This window comes from Haloarcula halobia (assembly GCF_029338255.1).
GTDB classification, from domain to species: domain Archaea; phylum Halobacteriota; class Halobacteria; order Halobacteriales; family Haloarculaceae; genus Haloarcula; species Haloarcula halobia.
In genome coordinates this window covers 1,345,684-1,361,214 of record NZ_CP119787.1, presented here as the reverse complement: position 1 = coordinate 1,361,214, position 15,531 = coordinate 1,345,684, and the positions used below count along the sequence as shown (strand labels likewise).

18 protein-coding genes are annotated in these 15,531 nt (G+C 68.0%); 6 read left to right on the top strand and 12 right to left on the bottom strand.

Features of this window, described 5'->3' with window-relative positions; genetic code table 11:
* Positions 1 to 9: 9 nt before the first annotated feature.
* From P1K88_RS07235 to P1K88_RS07220, 4 genes are all read right to left on the bottom strand, one after another.
* Positions 10 to 579 (bottom strand): GMP synthase subunit A, encoded by a 570-nt coding sequence (locus P1K88_RS07235; protein ID WP_276413764.1) that lies wholly within the window; start codon positions 577 to 579, stop codon positions 10 to 12.
* Between the two features lie 52 nt (positions 580 to 631).
* Entirely contained in the window at positions 632 to 1,720 is a 1,089-nt protein-coding gene (locus P1K88_RS07230; RefSeq protein ID WP_276413763.1) for an ATP-binding protein, read from the bottom strand.
* Between the two features lie 103 nt (positions 1,721 to 1,823).
* Positions 1,824 to 2,402 (bottom strand): DUF7097 family protein, encoded by a 579-nt coding sequence (locus tag P1K88_RS07225; protein WP_276413761.1) that lies wholly within the window; start codon positions 2,400 to 2,402, stop codon positions 1,824 to 1,826.
* 26 nt (positions 2,403 to 2,428) lie between these two features.
* Positions 2,429 to 3,952 carry a PAS domain S-box protein gene (locus tag P1K88_RS07220; RefSeq protein ID WP_276413759.1) on the bottom strand — a complete coding sequence of 508 codons (1,524 nt, stop codon included), beginning with the start codon at positions 3,950 to 3,952 and terminating at the stop codon, positions 2,429 to 2,431.
* Between the two features lie 117 nt (positions 3,953 to 4,069).
* Between P1K88_RS07220 and P1K88_RS07215 the strand changes: the two genes are divergently transcribed.
* From P1K88_RS07215 to P1K88_RS07205, 3 genes are all read left to right on the top strand, one after another.
* Positions 4,070 to 4,417 (top strand): DUF192 domain-containing protein, encoded by a 348-nt coding sequence (locus tag P1K88_RS07215; protein WP_276413758.1) that lies wholly within the window; start codon positions 4,070 to 4,072, stop codon positions 4,415 to 4,417.
* A gap of 145 nt (positions 4,418 to 4,562) precedes the next feature.
* Positions 4,563 to 6,107 carry a (R)-citramalate synthase gene (locus P1K88_RS07210; RefSeq protein ID WP_276413756.1) on the top strand — a complete coding sequence of 515 codons (1,545 nt, stop codon included), beginning with the start codon at positions 4,563 to 4,565 and terminating at the stop codon, positions 6,105 to 6,107.
* A 77-nt stretch (positions 6,108 to 6,184) separates the two neighbouring features.
* Positions 6,185 to 6,403, top strand: a complete 219-nt coding sequence (locus tag P1K88_RS07205; protein WP_276413755.1) for a DUF1328 family protein — start codon at positions 6,185 to 6,187, stop codon at positions 6,401 to 6,403.
* A gap of 99 nt (positions 6,404 to 6,502) precedes the next feature.
* Here P1K88_RS07205 and tuf read toward each other — a convergent pair whose 3' ends face one another.
* From tuf to P1K88_RS07175, 6 genes are all read right to left on the bottom strand, one after another.
* Positions 6,503 to 7,771 (bottom strand): translation elongation factor EF-1 subunit alpha, encoded by a 1,269-nt coding sequence (tuf, locus tag P1K88_RS07200; protein WP_276413753.1) that lies wholly within the window; start codon positions 7,769 to 7,771, stop codon positions 6,503 to 6,505.
* 123 nt (positions 7,772 to 7,894) lie between these two features.
* Entirely contained in the window at positions 7,895 to 8,866 is a 972-nt protein-coding gene (locus tag P1K88_RS07195; protein WP_276413752.1) for a hypothetical protein, read from the bottom strand.
* A gap of 406 nt (positions 8,867 to 9,272) precedes the next feature.
* Positions 9,273 to 9,569, bottom strand: a complete 297-nt coding sequence (locus P1K88_RS07190) for a HalOD1 output domain-containing protein (protein ID WP_276413750.1) — start codon at positions 9,567 to 9,569, stop codon at positions 9,273 to 9,275.
* Between the two features lie 113 nt (positions 9,570 to 9,682).
* Positions 9,683 to 12,160, bottom strand: a complete 2,478-nt coding sequence (locus P1K88_RS07185) for a bacterio-opsin activator domain-containing protein (RefSeq protein WP_276413748.1) — start codon at positions 12,158 to 12,160, stop codon at positions 9,683 to 9,685.
* Positions 12,161 to 12,276: 116 nt separating this feature from the next.
* Positions 12,277 to 12,933 carry an HAD family hydrolase gene (locus tag P1K88_RS07180; RefSeq protein WP_276413747.1) on the bottom strand — a complete coding sequence of 219 codons (657 nt, stop codon included), beginning with the start codon at positions 12,931 to 12,933 and terminating at the stop codon, positions 12,277 to 12,279.
* 51 nt (positions 12,934 to 12,984) lie between these two features.
* A complete protein-coding gene (locus tag P1K88_RS07175) occupies positions 12,985 to 13,440 on the bottom strand; it encodes a bifunctional nuclease family protein (RefSeq protein ID WP_276413745.1) in 456 nt (151 codons plus the stop codon).
* Positions 13,441 to 13,515: 75 nt separating this feature from the next.
* Here P1K88_RS07175 and P1K88_RS07170 point away from each other — a divergent pair, with 75 nt between their 5' ends.
* The 3 genes from P1K88_RS07170 (at position 13,516) to P1K88_RS07160 (ending at position 14,786) form a co-directional block, all read left to right on the top strand.
* Entirely contained in the window at positions 13,516 to 13,803 is a 288-nt protein-coding gene (locus P1K88_RS07170; protein WP_276413744.1) for a DUF8081 domain-containing protein, read from the top strand.
* 139 nt (positions 13,804 to 13,942) lie between these two features.
* Entirely contained in the window at positions 13,943 to 14,401 is a 459-nt protein-coding gene (locus P1K88_RS07165) for a hypothetical protein (protein ID WP_276413742.1), read from the top strand.
* Between the two features lie 82 nt (positions 14,402 to 14,483).
* On the top strand, positions 14,484 to 14,786 hold the full coding sequence (locus tag P1K88_RS07160; protein ID WP_276413740.1) for a DUF8142 family protein: 303 nt from the start codon (positions 14,484 to 14,486) through the stop codon (positions 14,784 to 14,786).
* 77 nt (positions 14,787 to 14,863) lie between these two features.
* Here the strand turns inward: P1K88_RS07160 and P1K88_RS07155 are convergent, their stop codons facing one another.
* Entirely contained in the window at positions 14,864 to 15,109 is a 246-nt protein-coding gene (locus P1K88_RS07155) for a DUF3194 domain-containing protein (RefSeq protein ID WP_276413738.1), read from the bottom strand.
* Positions 15,110 to 15,113: 4 nt separating this feature from the next.
* A complete protein-coding gene (locus P1K88_RS07150; protein WP_276413736.1) occupies positions 15,114 to 15,488 on the bottom strand; it encodes a prefoldin subunit beta in 375 nt (124 codons plus the stop codon).
* Positions 15,489 to 15,531: the final 43 nt, after the last annotated feature.

Below are 15,531 nucleotides of genomic sequence, written 5' to 3'. Positions count from 1 at the left end.
TGACGCGGTTCACTGACGAGCGACCGACCGCTGGTCACAGACCGCGACAAAGTTCTCGAAGACGGCCTCGCCCTCCTCAGTGTGGACCACCTCCGGGTGCCACTGGACGCCGTAGATGTCCTCGTCGGTGTTGCTCATCGCCTCGACGCCGCAGATGTCGGAGGTGGCGGTCCGGTCGAAGCCGTCGGGGACCTCCTTGACTTCGTCGGCGTGGCTGGCCCACACGCGCGTTTCGGGGTACAGCGACCCCACGAGCGGGTCCGACTCGTCCAGGATCTCGACGGTGACGTCGGCGTAGCCGCCGTAGTCGCCGCCGCCGACCCGGCCGCCCAGCTCCTGGGCGATGAGTTGCATCCCGAGACAGATGCCGAATATCGGCACCTCGAGGTCCAGGTAGTCGGGACAGTTGCCGATGTCCTCGATGTCCGGGCCGCCCGAGAGGACGACGCCGTCGGCGGCGATCTCGTCGGCCGGCGTCGTGTTGTCAAGCAGGTCCACGTCGACGCCCATGTCACGCAGCGCACGCTGTTCGAGGTGCGTGAACTGCCCGTGGTTGTCGATGACGGCGATTCGGGTCATTACACTCGGCAATGCCATCGCCGCGTATATATTTCCTGATACCGGGTCGGGCTCAGCGGTCAAGGAGGCCGTGCCATCGGCTGCGCTCGACCCAGCTGGCGGTCCGGAGCTCGAGTTCGACGACGTTGCCGTCGGACTCGGTGTTCCGGAAGGAGACGTCGCCCCCGTAGCTCTCGACGACCCAGGTGACCAGCCAGAGCCCGACACCTTTCGAGTGGTGCAGGGGCGTCTCGCCGCCGGCGGAGAAGACGTCGAGCTCCGCGTCCGGGATGGCGGGACAGTCGTCGCGGACCTGGACGTGTGCGGTGGTGCCACGGCGCTCGACGACGACGCTGAGCGAGGGGGTCCCCTCGCTGTGGACCACCGCGTTCTCGACGAGGTTGTCGAGCACCGTCCCGAGCAACCAGTCCGCGTGGACCACGAGTTCGTCGGGGCAGTCCAGTTCGACGGTGGCCTCGGGGTAGGCTCGCCGGACCGCCGCCACGCGGTCGCGGACGTACGGCACCACGTCGACGGGACGCTGTGACCGCCGGTCGGCCGCGAGCGCCACGTCTATCTGCCGGGCCTTTTCGGTCGTCGTCGCCATGTCGTCGATGGTCTCCCGGAGACGGTCGGCGTGTTCGGCGGCCTCGCCGTCGGCCGTCCGTTCGAGCTGGCTCAGGTGGCCGAGCGCCACGTTGAGGTCGTTTCGCATGTCGTGACGGAGGACGCGGTTGAGCACGTCGTTGCTCTGTGAGAGGCGACGGGCCGAGCGGCGGAGTTCGAGCAGGGCACCCACGAGGATGCCGACGAACCCGCCCACGGCGATGCTGCTGGCGAGGAGTCCCGGGGTGTACCGGACGAGTTCGACGTCGGCGAGGAGGACTGCGACGTTCGCGAGCGTGAGGATGGCGATGCCGAACCCGCCCCACTCGGCGACTGTCCACACCTCCTCGCCGTCGAGGCCGCTCCGGGGGAGCCAGTAGTTCGCTCCGACGAGCGAGAGCGCCGGGACCAGTCCCGAACAGACGACCAGGAGGGCATAGAGGCCGACCTGCATCGCGGTGATAGCGTGGAGCACGAGCGCGATCGAGAGCACGACGCCCGTGCCCACCACGTATCCCATCCCCAGGGACCGCTTCGATACCTCCGGAGCCTTCACGAGTGGCGACGTATTTCCCGAGCGGGGACTTAATCGTTACAGTCCTCGCTATCAGATGTGATACTCGCCGGGGGACACACGTAGCGATGCCGACAGGAGCCTGTCAGTTGTCATCAGTATAGCGGTCGGCGGCCGACTCGAACCCGAGTTCGGACTGTTCTCTGGCACGCCGGCCCTCCTGTTCGGCGATGGCCTCGGGATCCGGTGCCGCGTCGTCGTCGACGCGCGCCCACGAGCCGTGGACCTTGGCGTGACACCACCGACAGAGGTAGACGGTTATCTCGTGGTCCAGGTCGTCGTCGCTCGCCCCGTCCCGGTACGAGAGGTGGTGTTCCTCGAGGAGCGGTCGCTCGTCGGCGTGGGCCATCCGGCGCTCCTCGAGTCCACACCGGACGCAGGCCCGCTCGTGGTTGCGACAGCGGAAGTGCGGGCAGTCGGCCCACTTCCACTCGGGCTCAGCCCGTCCGGTGTCAGTGGCCGTCCCGTCGGCGTCCTCGGCCCTGCCGAGGGCGGCGGGACAGCGGAAGCCGTCGGCGCTGCGCGCGTTCGCGAACGCCGGGTCGTGGTGGCCGTGTTCGCGTGCCCAGCGGCACTTCCCCTCGTCGGTCACGAAGTCACACCGGTCGACGTGTGCGTACGGGTCGTCGACCCCGACCGAGGTGCCGCCGGGCGCTTTCTCCACGCCCGTCGGTCCGGGAGCGACGGTAATCAATCTGTCCGCCGGCTATCGGGGATCAGGAGCGACTCGGGCGCTTCCGGAAGCTGGAGGGTCACGACCGCACCGTGGGGATCGCGGTCGGAGATGGTCACCTCGCCGCCGATGCTGCGGACCAGCCAGTGAATCGACCAGAGGCCGATGCCGCTACCGTGCTGGAGGCTCGTCTCCGTCTCGGCGGACAGCGGTTTGCGTTCCCGCTCGGGAATCCCCGGCCCGGTGTCGGTGACGGTGACGACGACGTACTCGTCCTCGTGTCGCACCTCGAGACTGACGTAGGCCGGCTCCCCGTCCGGCGTCTCCCGGTAGCCGTGGACGACGGCGTTCTCGACGGCCTCGCGGATGGCGATGCCCAGGCGCTGGTCGCCGGAGACGGTGGCCGACGACGGCGCGTCCAGACGGATGTCACAGTCGGGGTACTCCCGGCCGATGCGCCGGCGCTGTTCCCGGACCAGGTCGACGACGTCGACGACGCCGGCGTTCTCGCCGCCCCGGAGCACGTTGGTCACGTCGCGGGCCTTCTCGCTGAGCCGTTCGAGCCGCCGGGCCCGCTCGACGATGCGGCTGGCCGCCGACAGGTTCGCCTCGTCGTCGAGTTCCCGTAGGAGAAGGTCGCCCCGCCCCTCGATGACGTTGACCGTGTTCCGGATGTCGTGGCGGAGGACGCGCTCGAGCACCGCGAGTTGCTGTTCGCGCTGTTTCCGGTCGGTCACGTCCGCGATGGCGATCATGTGTCCGGACACCGACTCGTCGGGGTCGTTGATGGGGGCCGACCAGAGGCTCACGTCGACGAGCGCCCCGTCCTTGCGCTGTCGCTGCGTTTCGATGCCGTCGATGACGTACCCCTTGTCGACGCGCTGTTTGTGCCGGCGGAACTCCTCGCGGCGGTCCTCCGGGACGAGCGGATACGGTTCGCCCAGCACCTCCCCGGCCGTCCAGCCAAACAGCCGCTCGGCCCCGCTCGACCACGTCTGGACGATGCCGTCGCTGTCGATGGCGATGACGGCAACGGGCGAGGCTTCGACGATGGCGCTGAGTCGGTTCTCGGCGCGGGTACTGCGGACCCGCTCGCGTTCCCGGCTGACGTCGTAGACGCCGGTGAGCAACCCGCCGACCGCTCCCGTCCCCGCGACCCACGCGGTGACCAGCAGCGGTTGGGCCACCGAGACGCCGTGTGCCTGCTGGTAGCCGACGACCACCAGCGCCAGGGCCGTAATGGGGAGCGAACCGGCCAGCGACCAGGAGACGACGCGCTTGACGTCTGCCGGCTCGTAGTCACTCGTGGCGAGCCAGGCGGCGCCGACGACGAGCGGGAGACTGAGACAGAAGAGCGCGGCCCCGGTCACGAGTCGCCAGCGCGCCGGGGCCTCGGAGTTGAACAGCTGTACGACAGTTGCGATACCGACCGCGATACCGGGGACGAGCAACACCAGGCCACCGAGCCATCGCCAGCGCTTTCCCGTCACCCCCGTCGAGCGGGATAGCCTCTCACCCCGTACACCGAACAGCCGAGCCATCAGTGGAATTGACACGCCCAGTGTGATTAAAACGGGGACGGATTCCCACGCGATAAGAATCCACCAGTCACCGCCGCGGGCAGAACACCTAACTCCGCCTCGCTCCAGGCGATGGGTATGCGCATCGTCCACGACCCGGCGGGAGCGGCCCGGCCACTGGCTACCGACGTCGAGCGGGCCGACTCGCTGTTCCAGCAGGGCCGCGGGCTGATGCTCCGCCGGTCGATACCCGACGACTACGGTCTCGTGTTCCCCTTCGACCGGGTCGGCCGGCGCTCTATTCACATGCTGTTCGTCCGGTTTCCCATCGACGTGGTGTGGGTCGCCGACGACGAGGTCACAGCGGTCAGGACGATGCACCCCTGGCGCTCGTTCGGGTGGGCGAAAGCCGACACGGTCCTGGAACTGCCCGCCGGGGCGGCCGAGGACGTGGCGGTCGGGGACACCGTCGTCGTCGAGTCCTGACCGCGGCGCGTATCCGTCACTTTTTATAGTGTGAGCGTGTCACGTCAGAGTACAATGTCGGGACACCCGACGGAGGATAGAGGAAGTCGCCGCGAGGCGGCTGGGCGCGAAATTCGCCCCCAAGAGTGACGGAAGTGACCTTTCTGTGAGTCAGCACACACTGTTCGGGGACCACCCAGCGACGCGTCCCCTCGAAGACGTCGGCGAGGTACAGTTTCTGGATACGACCCTGCGCGACGGCGAGCAGGCCCCCGGCGTCTCGCTGACGCCCGACGACAAGGCCCGCATCGCCCGCAAACTCGACGAGGCCGGCGTCGACGTCATCGAGGCCGGCAGCGCGTGTACCGGGCCCGGCGAGCGCGAGACCATCTCGCGGGTCGCCGAACTCGACCTGGACGCGGCCGTGACGAGTTTCTCTCGCGGCATCCGAAACGACATCGACCTCGCCCTGGAATGTGGCGTCGACGGCGTCGCTCTCGTCGTCCCTGCCAGCGACAAGCACGTCGAGCAGAAGGTCGGCACCTCGAAGCAGGACAACGTCCACAACACGGTCGACCTCGTCGAGTACGCGAAGGACCACGGCCTGTGGGTCGAGGTCATCGGCGAGGACGGCTCCCGTGCCGACCTCGACTACCTCGAGGAACTGCTCGGCTCGGCGCTCGACGCCGGCGCGGACCGCATCTGCTGGGCCGACACCGTCGGCCACGCCACGCCGGACCGCGCGCTCGAGAGCGTCTCCCGGCTCTCCGAGCTGGGTCCGGTCAGCACCCACACCCACGACGACCTGGGGCTGGCCGTGATGAACGCCCTCACGTCGGTGGCCGCGGGCGCGGACATGGTCCACGGCACCATCAACGGCATCGGCGAACGCGCGGGCAACGTCGCCCTCGAAGAGGTCGCCATCGCGCTCTCGCATGGCTACGGCGTCGAGACGATGGAACTGACCGAGGTGTACGACCTCGCCGAACTCATCGCCAACCGCACGGGCATCCCGCTGGCCCCGAACAAGGCCGTCGTCGGTCAGAACGCTTTCACCCACGAGTCGGGCATCCACACCGACGGCACGCTGAAAGACGACTCGATGTACGAGCCGTACCCGCCGGAGAAGGTGGGCCGCGAGCGACGGCTCGCCCTGGGCAAGCACGCCGGGCGGGCCGGCGTGAAGGCCGCGCTCGACGAACACGACGTCGAGGTCACAGACGACCAGCTGGCCCAGATCGTCGCCCGGGTCAAGGAGATCGGCGACCGGGGCAAGCGCGTCACCGACGCGGACCTGCTTACCATCGCCGACGACGTCACCGGCCAGGCCACGGACCGCCGCGTCGAGCTCCTGGGGCTCACGGCGGTCTCCGGGTCCGACACCCCGACGGCGAGCGTCCGTCTCTCGGTCGACGGCGAGGAGCGCAAGGAGGCCTCGGTTGGCTCGGGCCCGGTCGACGCCGCGATGAACGCCACCGAGACGGCGCTGTCCCACGCCGCGGACGCGACGCTCGAGGACTACCACGTCGACGCCATCACCGGCGGCACCGACGCCGTCGTCACCGTCGAGATAGAGATGTCCCGCGGCGACGATCACGTGGCCGTCTCCGCGAGCGACTCTGACATAACACGCGCGTCCGTGCGCGCGATGGTAGACGCCATGGACCGCCTGATGGCCGACGAGGGCGAACCGCTGGTCGCCGACGACTGAGCGCCGGCCGACGACTCCCCCCAGTAACCCCAAATTATTGGCAAAGTGTCAAGAAGGTTCGCCTCGTGGCACCACGCATGGGATTCGACCACGCGGTCCAGAGCGCCGTTTCGGCCGGGCACGTGCCGGTACTCCAGTTCGGCGGTGGATTCGTCGAGCTCGCTATCCTCTTCCTGATTCTCGCGCTCGTCGCGGCACTCCTCGGCGCGCGTGGCGTCGCGGGACTCAGCATGGCGATAGCGAAGTGGCTCGTCATCATCTTCATCGTGCTCGCCGTCGTCTCCGTCCTGCTCTGAGGGCGCGCTCGGCGACAGCACGAAGGCGCCGGCGCCCCGGGGCCACACGAGCGTCGGACTCGCGTCGTCGCCGACCCTGCCACTGCGGGACCGAGGAAGTCAGCGCTCGGTGACCGACAGCACCTTCCCCGCTGCGATAGTCTGGCCCATGTCGCGGATGGCAAAGGAACCCAGTTCCGGAATCTCCGACGAGGGCTCGATGCTCAGCGGCTTCTGCGGACGGATGGTGACCACGGCGGCGTCGCCGTTCTCGATGAAGTCCGGATTCTCTTCGGCGACCTCGCCGGAGGAGGGGTCGAGTGTCTGGTCCAGCGACTCGAACGTACAGGCGACCTGTGCCGTGTGAGCGTGGAAGACCGGCGTGTAGCCCTCGGTGATGACCGAGGGATGTTGCATCACGACGATCTGGGCCTGGAAGGTCTCGGCGACCGTCGGCGGGTCGTCGGCCGGGCCACAGACGTCGCCACGCCGGATGTCGTCCTTGCCGATCCCGCGGACGTTGAACCCGACGTTGTCGCCGGGGCCCGCCTTCGGGACCTCCTCGTGGTGCATCTCGATTGTCTTGACCTCGCCGGCGACGTCCGACGGCTGGAAGGAGACCCTGTCGCCGGTGTTGAGGATGCCGGTCTCGACGCGGCCGACCGGGACGGTCCCGATACCCGAGATCGTGTAGACGTCCTGGATGGGCAGGCGCAGCGGCGCGTCCGTCGGCGGCTGTGGCTCGGGCAGGGTGTTGAGCGTCTCCAGGAGCGTCTTCCCGTCGTACCACGGCGTGTTCTCGGACGGTTCGGCGACGTTGTCGCCCTCGAACGCCGAGATGGGCAGGAACGAGGCGTCCTCGGTGGCAAAGCGGACCTGATTGAGCAACTCCTCTACCTCCGCGACCACCTCGCGGAACCGGTCCTCGTCGTACTCGACCATGTCCATCTTGTTGACGGCGACGACGAGTTCCTCGATGCCCAGCGTCCGCGAGAGGAAGACGTGCTCGCGGGTCTGTGGCTGGACGCCGTCGTCGGCCGCGACGACGAGGACGGCGTGGTCGGCCTGGCTCGCGCCGGTGATCATGTTCTTCACGAAGTCGCGGTGGCCGGGCGTGTCCACGATGGTGAAAAAGTACGTGTCGGTGTCGAACTTCTGGTGGGCGATGTCGATCGTCAGGCCCCGCTCGCGCTCCTCGGCGAGGTTGTCCATGACGTAGGCGAACTCGAAGCCGCCCTTGCCCTTCTCTTCGGCCTCCTCGCGGTGCTGTTCGATGATGTGTTCGGGGACGCTCCCGGTCTCGAAGAGCAACCGGCCGACGAGCGTGCTCTTGCCGTGGTCTACGTGGCCGATGATGGCCAGGTTCTGGTGTGGCTTGGTCTCGGACATAGGTATCAGTCGCTCGCTCGCGCGAACGTTACCACATCTATAATTCACATCAGTCGACAATAAAACGTGCTGCAGGTGCCGACGGCGCCGCGAACCCGACCCCGGACCGGTCGAGACGCCGGATTACTTGTGGCCGCGACTCGCGACGTGGTACTCGAAGACCGTCTCCATCCCGGAGACGAGGGCCTGGAGGTCCACGCTGTCGGCGTCGGACTGCCGGTCCCTGACCGCGCGGTAGCGGTCCGCCCAGCGGTCCCGGAAGACCTGTTCGAGGTTCTGGCCCTTGATGCGCTCGATGACCGCTTCCTTTTGCTCGTCGGTGCCCGCCAGCTCGTCGGGCGAGACGATACCCTCCTGGAGGGCGAGGACGACGATGCCGGCGGTGAAATCGTCCTCGTGGACCTCCCGCTCCCACGTCGTCAGCCAGTTGCCGATTCGGGCCATCTCCTGGAGGTCCCACAGGAGGTCCCGCAGTGTCCCGTAGTCCGCGAGGTCGAAGGTCGAGGAGTACATCAGGTCGACGTCGGCGTAGGGGAACATGACCATGTTGTGCGCGTCGTAGCGCTCGGCCCCGTTGAGGTTCGCGATGCGCGGGTTCTCGTTGACGACGGCGCTGTAGTCCATCGCGTTCAGCGTCTGGGTGATGTCGTAGTCGAAGACGTCCTCGAACTCCCCACGGCGGGGAGCGTCCTCGAGACCGCTCGTGAACTCCGTCCAGAGACGGTCGATGAACGCGAAGTACGCTTCGTCGACGGCCGCCCGGTCGGGGTCGACGGTGGCGGGCGCGCGGACGAGGCGCCGCGCCTCGTCGAACGTCGCCCTGTCCCCGTGGTTCTCGACCAGGTCGTCGAGGACGGTGACGTACATCGTCAGTATCGTCTTCTGCGTGCGCACGTGGTCGGCGTGGGCGGGGTCGACCGACGAGAGGGTAAACTCCGGAAAGAGCGAGTAGATCCACCGCCAGAGGAACCGGTCGCGCTCACCACAGACCTGCTCGTACTCGTCGACCAGTTCGGTGACGCGGTCGGGGAGTGTCACGCGCTGAATCCGGTCGAAGAAGTCCGGGGACTGTACCTGCTGGCTATCGGTGCTCATCGCTCACACCCCCGCGCTTCGAGTCGGCCCGGCGAGGGCCGATAACCTGTCTGTACCGTCCGCGTGAGAGGGGGTAACACGGTATTACTTCGAGGCGGTCCGCCGTCGAGCGTCACGACCGGCAGGCGCCCCGCGACGTCGCTTGCACATCCCATATCACCACGTGTCGGACACCCACGTAAGGATATTCTTACGACAAGGAAGTTTATAACAGACAGATACGTACCAGATCGACCCAGTAATCGGTATTGTACGTACCAGTTACCAACGGGGTAGGGTTCCCATACCGACGATCGAACACGGCTGCCGTCGTCGACTGCAGGCCGGATGACGCGGCGGAGGGGCATCGCGACCGGTAACGGACTATTACTCGGCAGGGAGAAGGCGTCAGCTGGCGCTGGCGAGTTCAGGCGCGGACCTCGGCGGCGGGTTCCGCCGAGCGGGGCGGGGTCACGCGGACGGCGTGGTCGCTCTGGACCTCGACGCGACAGCCCGCCATCGGGAAGGCGACCATCCCCTGGCGGGCCGACCCGTCGCCTGTGGGGGTAAACAGCCTGTCGAGGGCGTCTGGGTCGACGGCGTCGTAGACGCGAGCGTCCAGGTCCAGCGGGTCGACGCCCTTCGCGTCAGCGACGGCACGGACGACGGTGTCAGAGAGCGTTTCGTTCGGCGCGGGTCGGTAGACGAGTGTTGTTTCGGTCATTCGTGAGTCGCCGGCGTACCGTACCGGGGATACCGAAAAACAGATTCCGGCTAATCAGATTCACCGCCCCCAGCGGGGCACATATGTGTATAGCTCCCCGGTCAGGGGCCGTCTCAGACGTCGTCGAAGAGGAGCTCGATGAGTTTGCGCTCGCTCACGCGCAGGTGCCGGTTGACCGTCGGCTGGGAGACGTCGAGCATCTCTGCGACGTCCTGGCCGGTGCTCTTGCGCGGCCAGTCGAAGAAGCCGCTCAGGTACGACGTCTTCAGCACCTCGAGCTGCCGGTCGGTGAGACGCTCCTCGAGCGCCGCGCGGATACCGTCGTGGGTCCGGTGGGGGACCGTCTTCTCCCGGCGGGCGGCGAGGTGCGTCTCGGGGTAGCGTCGCTGGATTCGCTCGACGAACTCCCGGACGTCGACGTCGGTCGTCAGGTGCAGCGTGACCTCGATGCCGCGCGCCGTCGCCGTCAGGGACGAGAGGTTCGCCGTGAGTTCGGTCAGGGTCCCCGCGACGGTCGGACCGTCGACGATGAGTTCGTAGCGGTCGACGTCGTCGTCCACTGAGAGATCGGTGACGGCCTCGACGCTGACGATGGACGCGATGGTCTCGGCCACGTCGACGTCCGGATCCCCCTCGACCTCGATGAACAGCCGCGTCGTCTCGTCCTCGTGGGGCACCGCCCCGTCGCAGGTGACCGTGGTCCCGAGGGCGTCTGCCAGCTGGACGAGCAGGGTGTCGGTGGCACCCAGCGAGAGGTCGAGTTCGAGCACCGTGTCGGCGGCCCCTCGCTGACGGGCCTCGACGTCGCGTATCGCGTTCGCGATGCTCTCGCCCAGTTCGGCGAACACCGACTGGAGCATCTCGCCGAACGCGTCCGAGCGATCGGAGTAGACCGTCAGGACACCGTAGACGAACTCGTCGTACTGGAGCGGCACGCTGATGACGGACTGGTAGTTCTGTGAGATGGCCGCCGTCCGCCAGGCATCGTCGCGCAGACCGTCGCCGATGGCGGACACGACAGTCATCCGCTCCGACCGGCTCGTCCGGACCGACGGGGGGCCACCCTCGGGCTGGACCGAGCGGTCGATGCTGTCGAGGTACCGCGCGGAGTCGCCGGCCCAGGAGCGGGGGACCAAATCCGTCCCGTCCTGACGGCCGATCCAGGCCAGCGAGAACAGTTCCGACGCCGCCAGCTGGTTACAGACGGCCTGTTCGATGGCCTCGACCGTCTCGGCCTCCACCAGCACCCTGTCGATGCGCCTGATGATGGCGTTGACCTCCTCGAGCTGGCGCAGTTCACGGTTCTGGGAACGGCGTTCCGACTCGCGCTGGCGGAGCGTCAGCTCGCGGTCGACCCTGGCCAGCGCGGCCTGGGCGCTGGCAGCGAGCAGCTCGATCAGCTCGCGGACCCGCGAGTCTACCTCCCCGTCGGTCCGAACGAAGAACACACCGTGGTCGTCGAGCGGGAAGGCGATGCCCGTCCACTCGGTGCCGGTCAGTCCCCCGCCCAGTTCCAGGTCGCTGTCCGGGCCGAACGAGACCTGTTCGTTGTCGACGAACGTATCCCAGATGAGGCCGCTGTCGGGCGTGACGGGGCGAGTCGTCGCGTGCTCGCCATCGTGGCCGGAGACTGCGGTCTGTTTCAGGACGTTCTCCTCGGGGTGAAAGAGGAACATCGAGGCCTCGGGCAGGTCGAGCACGTCCGTCGCCGTGGCGACGATGTGGTCTGCGACCTCCGATTTGGTCTCTGCGTGCAACAGGTACCGCGTCGCGTCGTGGAGCGCCGCGAGGGTCGCTTCCAGCTGGCGGCGCTCGGAGATGTCACGGACCACGCCCACCTGTCTGAACCGGTCGTCGTCGAGGTCGTAGGTCGTGAACCGCGTCTCGACCGGGAGCGTCCCGCCGTCCGCCGTCGTCAGTTCCGTCGTCAGCGTCCCGACCTCCTGGTCGCCGAACTGCATCTGTGCGGCCAGTCTCGCCGCCTCCTCCAGGGTCGACTCGTCGGCGAGGACCATCGCGCTCTCGCCGACGAGGTCCTCGGCGGCGTGGCCGGTCATCGATTCGACGGCGCTGTTGACCGTCTGGATGGTGAACGTCTCGTCGAGCGTGTAGACGCCGTCCTCGATGGTCTCGACGATGCGCTCGTACTGCTCGAGCATCTGCTCGCGCTCGTGGCGGTCGGTCACGTCGTGGACGACGCCGACGTAGTACGTCCGGTCGTCCCAGCGGTGCTCGTCGAAGGCGAGTTCGACCCACCCGTCGCCGCTGGCCCCGTCGCTGGGCGAGCGGAGGTACTCGCCGGTGTCCGCACGGCAGTTCTCCTCGATGGCAGCCCGAGAGAGCGAGGGGAAGAGCCACGTCACCGGTTCGCCGACGACCACCGACGACGAGAGCCCGACCAGGTCGGTCAGACTCTCGTTCGCGACCACGATGTCGAGGTCCGGGCCGACGACGACGACCGGTTCCGGTACCCGGGCCGCGAGCGTCTCCAGCAGGGCCGGTGGTGACTGTTGTGCGTCCGCCGCCGCTCGATCACTGCCATCCGTGCCGCTGTCCCCGTCCTGTCGTGGCCCCCCGGCCGACTTCTCCATACATCGAGTCTCGCCGTCGAGGGGGAAAGCCTGACTTCAGTTTACTTACCAGATAGCACCCAGTCGCGACCCGGGGACATTCCGGATGGCCCCGTATTCGCGTCGGATTCGTCCTGTCACTCGGCGATGCGAACCACATCCTCGAGGCCCCGGACGTCGTACTCCGGGTCGACCTCCAGGTCGGCGTCGACGCGGTGGGGTCGCCGGATGAACGCGGCGTCGATGCCGGCGCGGTGGGCCGCCTCCACGTCGGACTCGTTGTCGCCGACGAACAGCGAGTCGTCGACGTCCAGGTCCTCCAGCGCCGCCTCGAGGTAGTGAGGATGGGGCTTTTTGAGGCGGAGGCTCTCGACGGTCGGTTCGCGGGCGCGGACCGTCTCGAACCGCGAGGCGAGACCGAAGTGGTCGAACGCGAACTCGACTGTGGCCTGCTGGTTCGAGGAGACGACCCCGAGGGGGACCGTCAGGTCCTCGAGGACGTCGACGTCGTCGTAGGGCCGTTTCTCGCCGGCCCGCATCGCCGTGCGCTGGGCCGCCGAAATGGCCGCGTCCCGGGCCGCCCAGAACCGCGCGGGGTCGAGGTCGTAGTGGGCACACACCGACTCGAGTCGGGGGACCGACACGCCGATGCTCATCGCCTCGATGTGGTCCGGGTCTGGGTCGTCGACGCCGACGCGCGCGAACGCCTCGCGGGCCCCCTCCCGGTGAGCATCCATGCCGGTCAGGGTCAGGAGGACGCCGTCGTTGTCGAAGATGACCGAGTCGTAGCTCATCGGGGGCCTGTCGGGGACGGACAATCGAGAGTCTTTCTCATCGGCGCGAGGTCAGCCCCCGAACTCCCCGCCACCGCCCGTCTCGAACTGGTCCGGCGACCGCCCCGCGGCGTCGATGACCTCGTCGGAGACGACGATCGGGCAGTCCACCCGGAGGCCGATGGCGATGCCGTCGGACGGGCGCGCGTCGAAGACCAGGTCCTTGCGGCCCGACTCGAGATACTGTTCGGTGTCGATCTTCGCGTAGAAGGTCCCGTCGGCGAGGTCGTCGATGCGGACCCGGTCGATGGCGCCGCCGAACTCCGCGACCATGTCCACGAGCAGGTCGTGTGTCAGCGGCCGCTCGAACGGTTCGCCGTCGATGGCCAGTTGCATCGACTGGGCCTGGTCGGAACTGACGAAGATGGGGACGATCTCCTCGCGGACGCGCAGGAGGACGACCGGCGTCCCCGTCCCCTCGTCGCTGACGCCGACACCGACACCCTCCACCGTGGCCTCGTGTTCCATGACCGAAACGTTGGGTGCGCGGGTATGAAAACCTAGCCCGGGAGCGGTTTACGGGTCGGCCCCGTAGGCCCACCCGTGAGCGACGACGGCTACCGCGTCATCGTGAAGCCCTCTGCGCGGAAGGTCAGCGCGCCCGCGGGCCGGTGGGTGAACCGCCACGGCCCGCGTCGGACCTTCGAGACGAAGGCGCTGGCCCGGGCGTGGGCGCGGGAGTGTCGCGGGCCGAGGGCACCGGTCTGGCTCCAGGACGCCCCGTCCTGGGCCGACGACGAGGCCGACGGCTACCTCGTGGGCCGGTCCCGACAGCGCGCGCGGACCGGGACGGACCGCCGCCAGCGGACGCTGGGCGAGAACGATGGGTGAGCCGCCGGTCAATCCCAGTTAATCCGGATTAAATCGGCACGTAGAGCGTTCAAATCGACTAAATCCGCATTGACTCGCCTTCCGCGCTTACCCCCTTCATGTACCGTCGGTCCACAGGGTCGAGTGGAGTCAACGCACGATGCAACTCACGAAACTGACCGGCGCGCTGCTCGCCGTGTTCCTCGTTACGGGCTCGGCAGCGGCGCTGCCTGCGGCCGCTGGCGCACAGGCTTCTGACAACGCTGCCGCTAACGAGAACGCGACGACCGCACAGGCGGACGCGAACGTGGACGAGACCGCAGTCGATGCCGCCGAGGCCGACGACACAGAGGAAGCCGACGCTGACCGACGCGGGCCGCCCGCGGACGTCGGCGCGGCCGGCCAACGCGGCCCGCCGACCTCGATGCCCGCCCCGGTACCGGATTTCGTCAGCGACGTCCACGAGACGATCAACGACCACGTCGCCGGCACGCTCGAGGGTGACCTCGGCCGGCACATCAGCGACCTGACGCCGGGTGACGGGTCGGACGACGAGGACGCGACGGCACAGGACGCCGCCAGTGAGACCGCCGACGCGTCCAACGCCACCGAGCAGTAACGCGGCACACCCGGCCACCGCGGCGCGCGTCCCCCGACGACGCAAGCGCGGTACTTTTTGCCGTCCGTTCCCGAGTGGTGGTATGGACGATACCGTCGAGTCAGGCGTCCGCCCGGACGACACCGGGTCGACAGACCGGACCACGGAGGACCTCCTCGCGGGTGACGACGATTCGAGATCACTCCTCGACGGCGACGGGATGGACCGGTGGCAGGCCGCGAAGTACGTCACGCCCTTCCTGTTCATCGGACTGTTCGACCTGGTGTTGTTGCTCGGGTGGGGACTGGACCCGCTGTGGGGCTTCATGATTCTCCCGCCCATCCTGTTCGTCTCGGTGCTGGCCTGGATCGCGTTCCGGACCGGGTTCGCGAGCGACCGGACCTGAGCGGGGCCGCGAGGTCGCGAGCGCCGTGGCTCGTCGGTGATTGACGGGTCGCAACCGGACGAGAATCCGCCCGGCAGTCACTCGGACTCGTCGGCGAAGAGGTCGTCGACGGCCGATCGGGCCGCCAGCGCCGCGTCGTCTGCGACCTGGGTCTCGTCGAGTCGACTCTCCGGGGCGTTGACGTAGACCTCGACCTCGAGGACGCCGTCCTCGAAGGAGACGGTCACGTCGAGGTCGTCGACCTCGCTCACGCCGAACCGGGAGAAGACGACGGACTCGGCGGCCTCGGCGGCCGCCTGGACGACCTCGTCGTCTGACGGCATCGCCTTACGCGCCGGCGCCGGGGCCGCCAGCGGGGCCGCCACCGAGCATCTGCTGGAGCTCGCTCTGGAGGTCCTCGAACTGCTCCTGGACGCGCTGCTCCTGCTTCTCGAGGGTCTCGACGCGGACCTCGAGGTTGCCGACTTTCTCCTCGAGGTCGTCGCGGGCCTCGTCGAAGTCGGTCTTGACGAGCAGCTCGCCGACCTCGCGATACATCGTCGTGTCCTCGTCGATGTCGTCGAGCTCCTCGAGCGCCGTCTCGGACTCTTTCAGCTGCGACTCGGCCTGCTGTTTCTGTGTCGCGACCTGCTGTGCGGTCTCTTGGAGGTCCTGCAGTTCCTCGAGTTTCTCCTGTGCTTCCGGCGGAAGGTTACCCTGCATACTCCGAGGGTCGGGGTCCGGACTGTTAAACCCACGCTTTCGG

Bases quoted from the DNA above. Each gene is read 5' to 3' on its own strand.
- P1K88_RS07235 (WP_276413764.1), bottom strand. From the start codon at position 579: ATGACCCGAATCGCCGTCATCGACAACCACGGGCAGTTCACGCACCTC.
- P1K88_RS07220 (WP_276413759.1), bottom strand. From the start codon at position 3,952: ATGGCTCGGCTGTTCGGTGTACGGGGTGAGAGGCTATCCCGCTCGACG.
- P1K88_RS07215 (WP_276413758.1), top strand. From the start codon at position 4,070: ATGCGCATCGTCCACGACCCGGCGGGAGCGGCCCGGCCACTGGCTACC.
- P1K88_RS07205 (WP_276413755.1), top strand. From the start codon at position 6,185: ATGGGATTCGACCACGCGGTCCAGAGCGCCGTTTCGGCCGGGCACGTG.
- tuf (WP_276413753.1), bottom strand. From the start codon at position 7,771: ATGTCCGAGACCAAGCCACACCAGAACCTGGCCATCATCGGCCACGTA.
- P1K88_RS07195 (WP_276413752.1), bottom strand. From the start codon at position 8,866: ATGAGCACCGATAGCCAGCAGGTACAGTCCCCGGACTTCTTCGACCGG.
- P1K88_RS07190 (WP_276413750.1), bottom strand. From the start codon at position 9,569: ATGACCGAAACAACACTCGTCTACCGACCCGCGCCGAACGAAACGCTC.
- P1K88_RS07185 (WP_276413748.1), bottom strand. From the start codon at position 12,160: ATGGAGAAGTCGGCCGGGGGGCCACGACAGGACGGGGACAGCGGCACG.
- P1K88_RS07180 (WP_276413747.1), bottom strand. From the start codon at position 12,933: ATGAGCTACGACTCGGTCATCTTCGACAACGACGGCGTCCTCCTGACC.
- P1K88_RS07175 (WP_276413745.1), bottom strand. From the start codon at position 13,440: ATGGAACACGAGGCCACGGTGGAGGGTGTCGGTGTCGGCGTCAGCGAC.
- P1K88_RS07165 (WP_276413742.1), top strand. From the start codon at position 13,943: ATGCAACTCACGAAACTGACCGGCGCGCTGCTCGCCGTGTTCCTCGTT.
- P1K88_RS07160 (WP_276413740.1), top strand. From the start codon at position 14,484: ATGGACGATACCGTCGAGTCAGGCGTCCGCCCGGACGACACCGGGTCG.
- P1K88_RS07155 (WP_276413738.1), bottom strand. From the start codon at position 15,109: ATGCCGTCAGACGACGAGGTCGTCCAGGCGGCCGCCGAGGCCGCCGAG.
- P1K88_RS07150 (WP_276413736.1), bottom strand. From the start codon at position 15,488: ATGCAGGGTAACCTTCCGCCGGAAGCACAGGAGAAACTCGAGGAACTG.